This window comes from Pseudomonas sp. P1_F1_2, assembly GCF_056405815.1.
In genome coordinates this window covers 1-13,882 of record NZ_JBFUBK010000139.1, presented here as the reverse complement: position 1 = coordinate 13,882, position 13,882 = coordinate 1, and the positions used below count along the sequence as shown (strand labels likewise).

General features: G+C 59.7%; 12 protein-coding genes and 1 pseudogene. 11 read left to right on the top strand and 2 right to left on the bottom strand.

From position 1 onward, the window contains the following. Both betT and epsC read right to left on the bottom strand, forming a co-directional pair. Window positions 1-773: pseudogene (betT, locus tag AC1D2P_RS27965) on the bottom strand (choline transporter BetT); the annotation flags it as partial. Window positions 774-1,089: 316 nt separating this feature from the next. Beyond that, window positions 1,090-2,016, bottom strand: coding sequence for a serine O-acetyltransferase EpsC (epsC, locus tag AC1D2P_RS27960; RefSeq protein ID WP_046031323.1), 927 nt, complete (start codon window positions 2,014-2,016; stop codon window positions 1,090-1,092). Between the two features lie 192 nt (window positions 2,017-2,208). Here epsC and AC1D2P_RS27955 point away from each other — a divergent pair, with 192 nt between their 5' ends. The 11 genes from AC1D2P_RS27955 (at window position 2,209) to AC1D2P_RS27905 (ending at window position 13,829) form a co-directional block, all read left to right on the top strand. After that, window positions 2,209-3,201 (top strand): D-cysteine desulfhydrase, encoded by a 993-nt coding sequence (locus tag AC1D2P_RS27955; RefSeq protein ID WP_046031324.1) that lies wholly within the window; start codon window positions 2,209-2,211, stop codon window positions 3,199-3,201. 315 nt (window positions 3,202-3,516) lie between these two features. Beyond that, window positions 3,517-4,317, top strand: a complete 801-nt coding sequence (gene tcyJ, locus AC1D2P_RS27950; protein WP_046031325.1) for a cystine ABC transporter substrate-binding protein — start codon at window positions 3,517-3,519, stop codon at window positions 4,315-4,317. Next, window positions 4,317-4,982 (top strand): cystine ABC transporter permease, encoded by a 666-nt coding sequence (gene tcyL / locus AC1D2P_RS27945; RefSeq protein WP_046031326.1) that lies wholly within the window; start codon window positions 4,317-4,319, stop codon window positions 4,980-4,982. The genes tcyJ and tcyL overlap by 1 nt, the downstream gene beginning before the upstream one ends. Before the next feature lie 4 nt (window positions 4,983-4,986). Further along, window positions 4,987-5,742 (top strand): L-cystine ABC transporter ATP-binding protein TcyN, encoded by a 756-nt coding sequence (gene tcyN / locus AC1D2P_RS27940; RefSeq protein WP_077432246.1) that lies wholly within the window; start codon window positions 4,987-4,989, stop codon window positions 5,740-5,742. A gap of 480 nt (window positions 5,743-6,222) precedes the next feature. Next, on the top strand, window positions 6,223-6,987 hold the full coding sequence (locus AC1D2P_RS27935) for a hypothetical protein (RefSeq protein WP_077432245.1): 765 nt from the start codon (window positions 6,223-6,225) through the stop codon (window positions 6,985-6,987). 298 nt (window positions 6,988-7,285) lie between these two features. Then, on the top strand, window positions 7,286-8,527 hold the full coding sequence (locus AC1D2P_RS27930; RefSeq protein WP_046031329.1) for an SfnB family sulfur acquisition oxidoreductase: 1,242 nt from the start codon (window positions 7,286-7,288) through the stop codon (window positions 8,525-8,527). Window positions 8,528-8,567: 40 nt separating this feature from the next. Next, window positions 8,568-9,761, top strand: a complete 1,194-nt coding sequence (locus AC1D2P_RS27925) for an SfnB family sulfur acquisition oxidoreductase (RefSeq protein WP_109785289.1) — start codon at window positions 8,568-8,570, stop codon at window positions 9,759-9,761. Next, complete coding sequence (locus AC1D2P_RS27920; protein WP_109785288.1) at window positions 9,761-11,119, top strand: LLM class flavin-dependent oxidoreductase; 1,359 nt, start codon at window positions 9,761-9,763, stop codon at window positions 11,117-11,119. The genes AC1D2P_RS27925 and AC1D2P_RS27920 overlap by 1 nt, the downstream gene beginning before the upstream one ends. A 142-nt stretch (window positions 11,120-11,261) precedes the next feature. Beyond that, window positions 11,262-12,071, top strand: a complete 810-nt coding sequence (locus AC1D2P_RS27915; RefSeq protein ID WP_109785287.1) for a MetQ/NlpA family ABC transporter substrate-binding protein — start codon at window positions 11,262-11,264, stop codon at window positions 12,069-12,071. A gap of 2 nt (window positions 12,072-12,073) precedes the next feature. After that, complete coding sequence (locus AC1D2P_RS27910) at window positions 12,074-13,195, top strand: methionine ABC transporter ATP-binding protein (RefSeq protein WP_109785286.1); 1,122 nt, start codon at window positions 12,074-12,076, stop codon at window positions 13,193-13,195. Continuing rightward, window positions 13,185-13,829, top strand: a complete 645-nt coding sequence (locus AC1D2P_RS27905) for a methionine ABC transporter permease (protein WP_046031334.1) — start codon at window positions 13,185-13,187, stop codon at window positions 13,827-13,829. The genes AC1D2P_RS27910 and AC1D2P_RS27905 overlap by 11 nt, the downstream gene beginning before the upstream one ends. Window positions 13,830-13,882 lie beyond the last annotated feature (53 nt).

Here is a 13,882-nt window from a genome sequence, read left to right as displayed (position 1 = left end):
GCGCAGGCCAGCAGCATGTTGATGTCGGACATCACCCGCACGCCTTTATCGACGCCGGAGACCGCAACGATGATCGCGGCGCCCATCATCAGCGTGATCAGGCCGACCTGAATCCACTGGGTGTGGGCAATGCCAAACAGGTAGTCCAGCCCTGAGTTGAGGTGCAGTACGCCGAAGCCCATGTCGGCGCCAAGACCGAACACCGTGGCGATGATGCCGAACCCGTCCACCGCATAACCGATGGGGCCGTTGATGCGCTTGCCGATCAGCGGATACAACGCCGAACGCAGGGCCAGCGGCAGGTTGTGCCGGTAGGCGAAGTAGGCCAGCGCCATGCCGACAAAAGCGAACACGCCCCAGCCGTGCAGGCCCCAGTGCAGAAACAGAATCTGCATCGCCTGACGTGCCGCGTCCGCCGTACCGGCCTCGCCTTGTGGCGGCTGGAGCATGTGGGTCAGCGGTTCGGACACGCAAAAGAAAAACAGCGTGATGCTGATCCCTGCGGCGAACAGCATGCCGGCCCAGGACAGGTAACTGAATTCGGGTTCGTCGTGGTCGGCACCGAGCTTTATCTTGCCGTAGCCGGACAAGGCGGTGACCACCACGAAGACCAGATACAGGGTCATCGCGAGCATGTAATACCAGCCGACCGTGTTGGCCGCCCAGTTTTGCGCCGCCAGCAACCAGGCACCGGCCTGTTCGGGCATGGCGATAACAACGATGCCGAACAACAGAATGAAGCTCGCCGAGAAGTAAAAAACCGGCGGATTCATGCGGATCAAACCGCTGGGAGGGAGGGACGATGCACTCATGAAACGTGCACCGCGAAGGGATTGAACATGGCTGTAGAAATCGGACTCAGCAAAGGCAAGCCTCCTGTTGTGAGCGGGCCGCGAACGGCCGGTTTAACTTGAATGAACGTTCAAGTTAAACATGGATAGGCTGCTAAGGACTAATCGCAAGGCTCGGCGGTACTGTTCGTACGCTAGCTCAAGGAGGGGTAAGAGGAGGGTTTTTGAGGATGAACTGGAACGCGGAGCGTCCCTTGAGGCATTCCCACGCAGAGCGTGGGAATGATCCGTTGTAGGTTTATTTCTGCGTCCCGTCATCGTGTTGAAGATTGGCCTGTGTCAAGTTGCAGCCCGCCGGCACGCTGCGGGTCAGCCAGACGTTGCCACCGATGGTCGAGCCCTTGCCAATCGTGATCCGCCCCAGAATCGTCGCCCCGGCATAGATGACCACGTCATCTTCAACAATCGGGTGCCGTGGATGGCCCTTCTGCAATTGACCGTCCTCATCGGACGGGAAGCGCTTGGCGCCCAGGGTGACCGCCTGATAAATCCGCACGCGCTCACCAATAATCGCGGTTTCGCCGATCACCACGCCGGTCCCGTGATCGATAAAGAAGCTGCGACCGATCTGCGCCCCAGGGTGAATGTCGATACCGGTGGCCGAGTGGGCGATTTCCGAGCTGATCCGCGCCAGCAACGGCAAACCGGCGCGATACAAATGGTGGGCCAGGCGATGGTGAATCACCGCCAGAATGCCCGGATAGCACAGCAACACTTCATCGACACTGCGCGCCGCCGGGTCGCCGTGATAGGCCGCCAGCACATCGGTATCCAGCAAACTGCGCAGCCCCGGCAAGGCGAGCGCGAAGTCCTGAATGATCTGAATGGTCTTGGCTTCGATGTCAGAGTCGGCCTGCTGACTGTGGCGGGCGGCATAGCGCAATTCGAGTCGAGCCTGAGCCAGCAGCGCGTTCAACGCCACATCTAGGGTGTGGCCAACGTAGAAGTCTTCACTCTCTTCGCGCAAATCCACCGGCCCCAACCGCATCGGGAACAACGCCCCGCACAGCGCCTCAAGAATGTCCGCCATGGCCGCCCGCGAAGGCAATTCGCGACCGCCCTGCTCTGTGCTGGCGCGGCCATTTTGTGCGCGCCACTGATCACGCGCCGCGCGCAGTTGGCTGACGATGGTCTGCAGTTGCCAATGACTGGAACGCTCGCTCACGGTAAAAAACTCCTCACAGGCGGCCGGACAGTCTGGCCGCATTAACGGCCATTACTTTACGGCAAGGTCTTGAGGTCGAATTAAGAACCAATTGTGCAGAGTTCAGAATCTTTGGCTATAAGCGATTGGCGGTTGCCCAGGCAAATGGGCGTGCCTATAGTCCTGACAATCTTTCTGCGCCAGTACGGACCCATGATCAAACAACAGCTCGCTCGCTTTAACCGTCTCGATTTACTCGGCCACCCCACTGCCCTGGAAAAACTTGAACGCTTGTCGACCTGGCTGGGCCGCGATGTGTACGTCAAACGCGATGACCTGACGCCACTGGCCATGGGCGGCAACAAGCTGCGCAAGCTCGAATACCTCGCCGCCGATGCCCTGGCACAAGGCGCCGACACGCTCATCACCGCGGGGGCGCTGCAATCCAACCATGTGCGCCAGACCGCCGCCATTGCCGCCAAACTGGGCCTGGGTTGCGTTGCGCTGCTGGAAAACCCGCTGGGCACCGACGACGCCAACTACATCGGTAACGGCAATCGTCTGTTGCTGGACCTGTTCGATGCCAAGGTCGAGTTGGTCGAAAACCTCGACAACGCCGATGAGCAATTGGAGGCATTGGCCACACGACTGCGCAATAACGGCAAAAATCCTTATCTGGTGCCGATAGGCGGCTCGAATGCGCTGGGCGCATTGGGTTACGTGCGCGCCGGCCTGGAACTGGCCGAGCAGATCAAGGACACCGGGCTACAATTTGCTGCCGTGGTCCTGGCCTCCGGCAGCGCCGGCACCCACAGCGGTTTGGCGTTGGCGCTGAGTGAAGCACTGCCGGATTTGCCAGTGATTGGTGTCACGGTTTCCCGTAGCGATGAAGACCAGCGCCCGAAGGTGCAGGGCCTGGCCGAGCGTACCGCCGAGTTGTTGGGCGTGAAGTTGCCGGCGAGCTTCAAGGTCGAGTTGTGGGACGAGTATTTCGCACCGCGCTATGGCGAGCCGAATGCCGGGACACTGGCAGCGGTGAAGCTACTGGCCAGTCAGGAAGGTTTGCTGCTCGACCCGGTGTATACCGGTAAGGCCATGGCCGGGTTGCTGGACGGCATCGGTCGCCAGCGATTCGATGAAGGACCGATTATCTTTTTGCACACCGGTGGGGCTCCGGCGTTGTTTGCCTACAAGGATTTTCTCTAACCGAGACGCTGACTGATCGCTCCCTCGCCCTGCGTGGGAGTGCAGCCCGTGACGCTCTGCGTCACTGGACGCGGAGCGTCCCTTGAGGCGTTCCCACGTGGAGCGTGGGAACGATCCAATCTTATATGCAATTTAAGAATATAAAATACAGCATTGAGTATTTTCAATTCTATAGGCGTCATCATATAGTCACGCCGCAGGCGAATTTGTAGCAAGACGCATATGCTGCTTTAGGGCAGGATATTGCAGTCGTTCAATTCCCGAATTTGCCAACTTTCCTAATGCGTCTTCCATAAGAAAACACAGGGGCTTGTCATGAATTTTTCCGCACTACGTCGTAACCTGCTGGTAGGTTCACTGGGCCTGGCGCTGAGCGCTGGTCTGCTGGGGCAAGCAGTTGCCGGTGAGCAACTGCAAAAAATCAAAGACGCTGGCGTTATCAACGTCGGCCTGGAAGGCACTTACCCACCGTTCAGCTTCGTCGACGCCGACGGCAAACTGTCCGGCTTCGAAGTCGAATTCTCCGAAGCCCTGGCCAAAGAGCTGGGCGTGAAGGTCAAGCTGCAACCCACCAAATGGGACGGCATCCTCGCGGCGCTGGAATCCAAGCGTCTGGACGCCGTCATCAACCAGGTGACCATCTCTGAAGAGCGCAAGAAGAAGTACGACTTCTCCGAGCCGTACACCGTTTCCGGGATTCAGGCGCTGGTGCTGACGAAGAAGGCCGCCGATCTGAACATCAAGTCCGCCGCTGACCTGGCTGGCAAGAAAGTCGGCGTTGGCCTGGGCACCAACTACGAAGAGTGGGTGAAAACCAATGTGCCAAAGGCTGACATCCGCACCTACGAAGATGACCCAACCAAGTTCCAGGACCTGCGTGTCGGGCGCATCGACGTCATTCTGATCGACCGTCTGGCCGCTCTGGAGTACGCCAAGAAAGCCAAGGACACCTCCGCCGCCGGCGACGCGTTCTCTCGCCAGGAAGCCGGCATCGCCCTGCGCAAAGGCGAACCTGAGTTGCTGGCCGCTGTGAACAAGGCCATCGACAAACTGCGCGCCGACGGCACCCTGAAAAAGCTCTCGGAAAAATACTTCAACGCTGACGTCACTCAATAATGGAAGAAGCTTTCCAACTCGCACTGGATTCCGTGCCCTTTCTACTCAAGGGCGCGTACTACACAGTGATCCTCAGCCTGGGCGGAATGTTTTTCGGCCTGCTGATGGGTTTCGGCCTGGCACTGATGCGCCTGTCGCGCTTCAAGCTGGTGAGCTGGATTGCCCGCATCTACGTGTCGTTCTTTCGCGGCACGCCGTTGCTGGTGCAACTGTTCGTGATCTATTACGGCTTGCCGCAATTGGGCATCGAACTTGATCCGCTGCCAGCGGCCCTGATCGGCTTCTCGCTGAACATGGCCGCCTATGCCTGCGAAATCCTGCGTGCCGCGATCAGCTCCATCGAGCGCGGCCAATGGGAAGCCGCCGCGAGTATCGGCATGACCCGTGCGCAAACCCTGCGCCGGGCCATCCTGCCGCAGGCGATGCGCACGGCCTTGCCGCCGTTGGGCAACAGCTTCATTTCGCTGGTCAAGGACACGGCGCTGGCCGCTACCATCCAGGTGCCGGAACTGTTCCGTCAGGCGCAGCTGATTACCGCCCGCACCTTTGAAATTTTCACCATGTATCTTGCCGCCGCGCTGATCTACTGGGTTCTGGCCACGGTGCTGTCGCACCTCCAAAACCAGTTGGAAGCACGGGTCAATCGGCACGACCAGGAGTCCTGACCCAATGATTGTCGTGGAAAAACTGACAAAGCAGTTCAAGGGTCAAGTGGTGCTCAATGGCATCGATCTGGAAGTGAAGGAAGGCGAGGTCGTGGCGATCATCGGGCCCAGTGGCTCGGGTAAAACCACGTTCCTGCGTTGCCTGAATTTTCTGGAAGAGCCGAGCAGCGGCCGGATCAAGGTCGGTGATATCGAGATCGATGGCAGCCGTCCACTGAACCAGCAGCAAGGCCTGGTGCGACGCTTGCGTCAACACGTGGGTTTCGTGTTCCAGAACTTCAACCTGTTCCCGCATCGCACTGCGCTGGAAAACGTCATCGAAGGCCCGATCATCGTCAAGAAGATCCCGCAGGCCGAAGCCATTGCCCTGGGCAAAAAGCTCTTGGCCAAGGTGGGGCTGGCGGGCAAGGAAGATGCTTACCCGCGACGCCTTTCCGGGGGTCAGCAACAGCGTGTGGCGATTGCCCGTGCGCTGGCGATGGAACCGGAAGTGATCCTGTTCGATGAGCCGACCTCGGCGCTCGACCCGGAACTGGTCGGTGAAGTGTTGGCGACCATCCGCGGCCTGGCCGAGGAGAAGCGCACCATGGTCATCGTCACTCACGAAATGGGCTTTGCCCGGGACGTGGCCAATCGCGTGGTGTTTTTCGACAAGGGCGTGATCGTCGAGCAAGGCGAATCAAAAGCGTTGTTTGCCAACCCGAAAGAAGAACGGACAAAACAGTTCCTCAGCAAGTTTCTGAACAACGCCCACTCCTGAGTCGCGCGCAACTACTTGTTAACTTCCATGGACGGAAGTAACAACTACCCCAGCGACACCCCCCTTCTAAGCTACTTTTCCAGCTCACACTTTAGATAATTCATCCAACACTTTGTGCGGTACATATATATGTCCTGCAACAGATCTTTCCCGCCTGGAATTCGTTTATATCGACGCTGCGACTTTTGACCGTTGCCCGCCCTCACGCGCCTTCAAACCGTGGTCATATTCGACGAAGCGCTGACGCTTATTAACTTCACCACGTAGGATTATTCTGAATAACAAGTTATCCAGCACTTAACTAGCCAGCTCTATTTACACCTATTCAAGCGCACTCTTATCTAGTCACCAACAGGCGCCAACTTTCGCACTCAATCATTATTTAACGGCCCAATAATGAGCCGTTATGTTGCTGGGTAATGCACGCCTTTTGATCTTTCAGAAACGGAACTTCGCTGCAAGGCTTCAAGGAGAAACCCCATGACAAGCACTTCGAACACACCCGAACTTGCGGCCCCGACCCTGGCGCAATCGCACAAGGCCGGCGTCAACATGATCTCGGCGGCTCACCTCATGATCGACATCGCACCCTACTCCCGCATGGACGCAGGCGACCTTATCGAACTGTTCTGGAACAACTGCTACGTCGCCTCCAGGGTGCTGACTGCCGACGACAGCGGCAACGTGATCAGCCTGCGAGTGCCGCAAAGTTTCATCGCTAACGGCTGCGCACGCATCCACTACAAGGTCATGCAGGTCGGGCAAGACCCGGCGTTGTCACCGGCCACCCGCGTCCAGATCAAACTGGATGGCCCTGGCGGCCCGCACTCCGCCCAGGGCGGCGACGAAAACCAAAACCTTGCACCCGTCGGCATCCCCGAGACTATCCGCCGCCAAGGAGTCAATCCGAATCAGATCAAACGCGGCGTCCCGTTGACCATCGAGCCTTACCTGAACATGGCCATCGACGACGAAATCACCCTGCGTTGGGGCGATGTGCGCATGGACCTGCCCCGGCTCAAGGCGGACGAAGTAGGCCAGCCGATTCAGGTGTGGGTGCCGCCGGCGATCATTCTCGAAGCGGGTGAAGACCTGCGGCTGGAAGTGACGTATTGCATCCTCGACCACGTGGGCAATAACTCACGCTGGGCGCCACCGCGCTGGCTGAAGATCGGCTGCGCGAATCCGTATCTGAAGGTGCCGCCCAAGGACATGTTGATGGCCGCTGAACCCCGAAAACGCTGATCTCTCTGTGGCACTGGGCGATCTCGATCCTGTAGCAGCTGGCGAAGCCTGCTGCTACAGGGGTATGCGCACACTCATCAAATGGGTGTATGCCACCCCTTCTATGTATATTCCTAAAAGTTAGTTTATTAATTTTTTATACACGCTTAGGGTATATGCACCGGACCACCGGACATTCTTGTTTTTATTCGTCGCCACCACGCGGCGATCCCATGAGATGTGAGGTAGGTATGGTCCGGAACACAATCACCCCAGTGCAGATCGCCAGGGCATTGCGTGCAGCCAAGGAGCGGCACTGATGTCCAGTCTGGCAGAAGCCCACGTTCAGAGTGATCTGGACATCGCCCCGTTGTTGTTGCCCGCACAGGTCCTGCGCAACGATGCTCAAGCCATCGAAGCCGCCCATGAGCTGGCGCAAGTCGCCCGTCTGCACGCGGCCAAACGTGACCGGCAGCGCAAGTTGCCCTGGTCGGAAATCGAACAGTTCACCCGCAGCGGATTGGGCAGCATTGCCATCCCGCGTGAATACGGTGGCCCACAGGTTTCGTTCGTCACCCTGGCCGAAGTCTTCGCGATCATTTCCGCAGCAGACCCGGCACTGGGACAGATCCCGCAAAACCAGTTCGGCATTCTCAACCTGGTGCTTGGCAGCGCCACTGAAGCGCAGAAAAAGCAGCTGTTCAAAAGCGTGCTCGACGGCTGGCGCATCGGCAATGCAGGGCCTGAACGCGGCACTAAAAACACCCTGGAGCTCAAGGCGCGCATTACCGCCGACGGCGACGGCTTTGTCCTCAATGGCCAGAAGTTTTACTCCACGGGCGCGCTGTTCGCCCACTGGGTCGCAGTCAAGGCGCTGAACGATGACGGCAAGCAAGTGCTGGCCTTTGTCCGTCGTGGCACCCCGGGGCTGCGCATCGTTGATGACTGGTCGGGCTTCGGTCAGCGCACCACTGCCAGCGGCACTATTTTGCTCAACAACGTGCGGGTCGATGCCGAGCTGGTGGTGGATAACTGGAAGATCAACGATAAGCCGAATATTCAGGGCGCCGTGTCGCAACTGATTCAAGCCGCCATCGACGCCGGGATTGCCCGGGGCGCCATCGATGATGCCATCGACTTCGTGAAAACCCGCGCCCGTCCGTGGATCGACGCCAAGGTCGAACGGGCCAGCGATGACCTGTATGTGATCGCAGACATCGGCAAGTTGAAAATCGAGCTGCACGCCGCCGAAGCGTTGCTGCGCAAGGCCGGGCAAGTGCTTGACCAGGTCAACGCCGCCCCCCTCACCCCCGAGTCTGCCGCCCGCGCTTCGATTGCCGTGGCCGAAGCCAAAGTGCTGACCACCGAGATCTCGCTGCTGGCCAGCGAAAAGCTTTTCGAACTGGCCGGCAGCCGCGCCACCCTCGCCGAATTCAACCTCGACCGCCACTGGCGCAACGCCCGCGTGCACACGCTGCACGACCCCGTGCGCTGGAAATATCACGCCGTCGGCACCTATCACCTCAACGGCACCTTGCCGGCGCGGCATTCCTGGATCTGACGACCAGCACCCTTTTTTGACCAGATCTCTGGAGAAACACATGACTTATTCTCACCACGTCGCGGTCATCACCAGCGACGAGCAAGCCCTGGTCGTCGCCAGCGATCTGGCCGAAGACTTCAAACGCGACAGTGCCCTGCGCGACCGCGAACGCCGACTGCCGCACCCGGAACTGGAAGTGTTTTCCCGCTCGGGCCTGTGGGGCATCAGCGTGCCAAAGGAGTACGGCGGCGCCGGGGTTTCCAACGTGACGCTGGCCAAGGTGATCGCCTTGATTGCCCAGGCTGACGGCTCGCTCGGGCAAATCCCGCAGAATCATTTTTATGCCCTCGAAGTGCTGCGCGTGAACGGCAGCCATGCGCAGAAAAAACGCTTGTACGCCGAGGTATTGGCCGGCCAGCGCTTCGGCAATGCGCTCGCCGAGCTCGGCACAAAAACCGCGCACGAGCGCATCACCAGCCTCAAGCGTGACGGCGACGGTTATCGCATCAGCGGTCGCAAGTTCTACGCGACCGGCGCCATTTACGCGCAACGCATTCCCACTTCGGTGGTGGATGAAAACGGCGTGCAGCAACTGGCGTTCGTCCCGCGCGATAGCCAAGGCCTGACGGTCATCGACGACTGGAGCGGCTTTGGCCAACGCACCACCGGCAGCGGTTCGGTGGTGTTCGAAGACGTGTATGTGGCGGCCGAGGACGTGATCCCCTTTCAAAGCGCGTTCGAACGCCCGACCACCGTCGGGCCGTTGGCGCAGATTCTTCACGCGGCCATCGACACCGGTATCGCCCGCGCGGCGTATGAAGACGCGCTGCATTTTGTCCGGACCAAAACCCGCCCGTGGATCGACGCCACCCACGAAAAAGCCACTGACGACCCGCTGACCCTCAAAAGCTTCGGCCACTTGAGCATTCGCTTGCATGCGGCTGAAGCCCTGCTGGAACGCGCCGGTGAATTCCTCGACATCGCTCAAACCGCAACTAACGCCGAAACCGTCGCCGCCGCCTCGATTGCCGTCGCCGAAGCCCGGGCCATCAGTACCGAGATTTCCCTCGCCGCCGGCAGCACGCTGTTTGAACTGGCCGGCAGCCAAGCCACCTTGATCGAACATGGGCTGGATCGACACTGGCGCAACGCCCGCGTGCACACCCTGCACGACCCGGTGCGCTGGAAATATCACGCAGTGGGCAACTACTACCTCAACGATGAAAACCCTCCGCTACGAGGGACCATCTGATGGCCGACGCCAAAAAGAAGATCTTGCTCAACGCGTTCAACATGAACTGCGTCGGGCACATCAACCACGGCCTGTGGACCCATCCACGGGACAATTCCACGCAGTACATGACGATCGAATACTGGACGGAGCTGGCGCAATTGCTGGAGCGCGGGCTGTTCGACGGATTGTTCATCGCCGACATCGTCGGCGTGTACGACGTCTACCAGAACTCGGTGGAGGTGCCGCTCAAGGAGTCGATCCAACTGCCGGTCAACGACCCGCTGCTGCTGGTGTCGGCCATGGCGGCGGTAACCAGAAACCTCGGCTTCGGCCTGACCGCCAACCTCACTTACGAACCGCCGTACCTGTTCGCCCGGCGCATGTCGACGCTCGATCACCTGAGCCGCGGCCGGGTCGGCTGGAACATCGTCACCGGCTACCTCGACAGCGCCGCCAAGGCCATGGGCCTGAGCGAGCAGGTGGAACACGACCGTCGTTATGACCAGGCCGATGAATACCTGGAGGTGCTCTACAAACTCTGGGAAGGCAGTTGGGAAAACGGCGCGGTGCTCAACGACCGCGAGCAGCGGATCTATGCCCAACCGGACAAAGTGCACAAGGTCGAGCACAAGGGCGAGTTCTATCAGGTCGAGGGTTATCACCTGTGCGAGCCGTCGCCACAACGTACACCGGTGCTGTTTCAGGCCGGCAGTTCGGATCGCGGTTTGCTGTTCGCCGGTCGGCATGCCGAGTGCGTGTTCATCAGTGGCCAGAACAAACCGTCGACCAAAATCCAGGTGGACAAGGTGCGTGCCAGCGCCGTCGAGGCCGGGCGCAAACCCGAGGACATCAAGGTGTTCATGGGGCTGAACGTGATTGTCGGCGCCACCGAGGAACTCGCCTGGGCCAAGCACGCCGAGTACCTGAGCTACGCCAGTGCCGAGGCTGGCGTGGCGCATTTCTCGGCGTCTACCGGCATCGATTTTTCCGAGTACGCCATCGACGAACCGATCCAGTACGTGAAGAGCAACGCGATTCAGTCGGCGACCAAAAACCTGCAAAACAACGATTGGACCCGGCGCAAATTGCTGGAGCAACACGCGCTCGGTGGCCGCTACATCACGCTGGTGGGTTCGCCTGAACAAGTGGCGGATGAACTGGAATCGTGGATCGCCGAAACCGGTCTGGACGGCTTCAACCTGACACGGATTGTCACGCCGGAAAGCTATGTGGATTTCATTGAGTGGGTGATCCCGGAGCTGCAACGCCGCGGGTCGTACAAGACCGCTTATGACGCGGGCAGCTTGCGCGAAAAACTGTTTCACGCAGAGGCGCTTTTGCCTGAGCAACACACTGGCTCGGCGTTTCGCCGCTAAAAGCATCGCGGGCAAGCCTTGCTCCTACAGATTCAGGGGGGCCTTTTTTATGGGCCACACCCATACCTGTAGGAGCAAAGCTTGCTCGCGATGAGGCCCTACCAAGCACCACAAACTTAATGCACTGACTGGATAACTCATCATGAAAAAGTACGACCTCTCCCACCCAGTCAAAGCACTGGCTCTGGCCCTCGGCCTCTTCAGCTCCATTACCTTCGCCGCCGACGCGCCATTGAAAATCGGCACCACCGCCGCCTTCGCCATCCCCTTGGAGGCCGCCGTCGAAGAAGCCAAAAAACAAGGCCTGCAAGTCGATTTGGTGGAGTTCAGCGACTGGATCGCCCCCAACGTCAGCTTGGCGGCTGGCGACATCGACGTGAACTATTTCCAGCACGTCCCGTTCCTGGAAAACGCCAAGGCCGCCTCGGGTTTTGACCTGGTGCCGTTCGCACCGGGGATCATCAACAACGTCGGCCTCTACTCGAAGAAATACAAAAGTTTCGAGGAGCTCCCGCAAGGCGCCAGCGTCGCCATCGCCAACGACCCGATCAACAGCGGTCGCGGTCTGCAACTGCTGGCCAAGGCAGGGCTGATCACGCTCAAACCGGGCGTGGGCTACAAGGCCACCGAAGACGACATCATCGCCAATCCGAAGAACATCAAAATCCTGCAAGTCGAAGCCGTGCAACTGGTGCGCGCCTACGACGATGCGGATCTGGTCCAGGGCTACCCGGCCTACATCCGTCTGGCGAAGACGTTCGATGCCGGCTCTGCGCTGCTGTTCGACGGCCTCGACCACAAGGAATACGTGATCCAGTTCGTGATCCAGCCCAAGAGTAAAACCGACCCGCGCCTGATCAAATTCGTCGACATTTATCAGCATTCACCGGCCGTTCGTGCCGCACTGGACAAGGCTCACGGCAAGCTCTACCAAGCTGGCTGGGAAAGCTGAGGATGACGGCAGCCACCCAACGGCGACTGGAGATTCCAGAGCCCCATAACGCTATACAAACCGAACTGCACCCGGACCTGAACCGCGCCCACGTGCGTTTCATTGGCCTGGGCAAAACCTACGACGGCCAACAAGGCCCGGTGGCGGCACTGCACGGCGTCGACCTGGCGATACAGCGCGGCGAAGTGTTTGGCATCATCGGCCGCAGCGGCGCCGGCAAATCGTCGTTGATCCGCACCATCAACCGTCTGGAACAACCGAGCAGCGGTCGCGTATTGATCGATCAGGTGGACATCGGCGAGTTCGATGAAGACCGTCTGGTGGCGCTGCGTCGGCGCATTGGCATGATCTTCCAGCACTTCAACCTGATGTCAGCCAAAACGGTGTGGCAGAACGTCGAGTTGCCGCTGAAAGTCGCCGGTGTGCCCAAGGACAAACGCGAGCAGAAGGTTCGTGAACTGCTGGAACTGGTGGGCCTGCAAGGCAAGCACCAGGCCTACCCGGCGCAGCTGTCCGGCGGGCAGAAACAGCGCGTCGGCATCGCCCGTGCGCTGGTGCATGACCCGGCGATTTTGCTGTGCGACGAAGCCACTTCGGCGCTGGACCCGGAGACCACCCAATCGATCCTCGGCCTGTTGCGCGAGATCAATCAGCGCCTGGGTTTGACCATCGTTTTGATCACTCACGAAATGGCGGTGATCCGCGATATTTGCGACCGCGTCGTGGTGCTCGAGCACGGGAAGATCGTCGAGCAGGGGCCTGTGTGGGAAGTGTTCGGCGATCCGCAGCACGAGGTCAGCAAAACGCTGCTGGCGCCGCTGCAACACGCCTTGCCGGAGGAATTGCACAATCGCTTGCGAGCGCAATCGCAGAGCCCGGATGCCGCTGTGGTGCTGCGTTTGCAGTTCACCGGCAGCGCCAGCGATGAGCCGGATCTGGCGGCATTATTCGCCGCCCTCGGCGGCCGGGTGAAGTTGTTGCAGGGTGGCGTGGAACGGATTCAGGGCCATGCGCTGGGGCAGTTGTTGTTGGCGGTGAGCGGCTCACCGTTCGATGCCGAAGACCTGCGCCAGCGCGCCAGCCAATGGGCGCAACAGGTGGAGGTGCTGGGTTATGTGGTTTGATCGCTTGCTGCAAGGCTTCATCGACACCTTCCTGATGGTCGGCGTATCGTCATTGATCGCGCTGCTGGTGGGCATTCCGCTGGCGGTGTTTCTGGTCACCAGTTCCAAGGGTGGCATCTACGAAGCGCCGACGCTGAACCGCGCGTTGGGCGCATTCGTGAACCTGTTCCGCTCGATTCCGTTTTTGATTTTGATGGTAGCGCTGATTCCGTTTACCCGGCTCATTGTCGGCACGACGTATGGCGTCTGGGCGGCGGTGGTTCCACTGACCATTGCCGCGACGCCATTCTTTGCGCGCATCGCCGAAGTCAGTTTGCGTGAGGTCGATTTCGGCTTGATCGAAGCGGCGCAGGCGATGGGGTGCCGGCGTTGGCACATTGTCTGGCATGTGCTGCTGCCCGAGGCGCTGCCGGGGATTGTCGGCGGTTTCACGATTACGCTGGTGACGATGATCAACTCGTCGGCCATGGCCGGGGCGATTGGTGCCGGCGGATTGGGCGACATCGCGTATCGGTATGGCTATCAGCGATTCGACAGCCAGATCATGCTGACGGTGATTGTGTTGCTGGTGGTGTTGGTGGCGGTGATTCAGTTGGGCGGGGATCGATTGGCGCGGGGGCTCAACAAGCGTTAAGCCGCGACACACTTTGTAGCAGCTGGCGAAGCCTGCGTTCGGCTGCGAAGCAG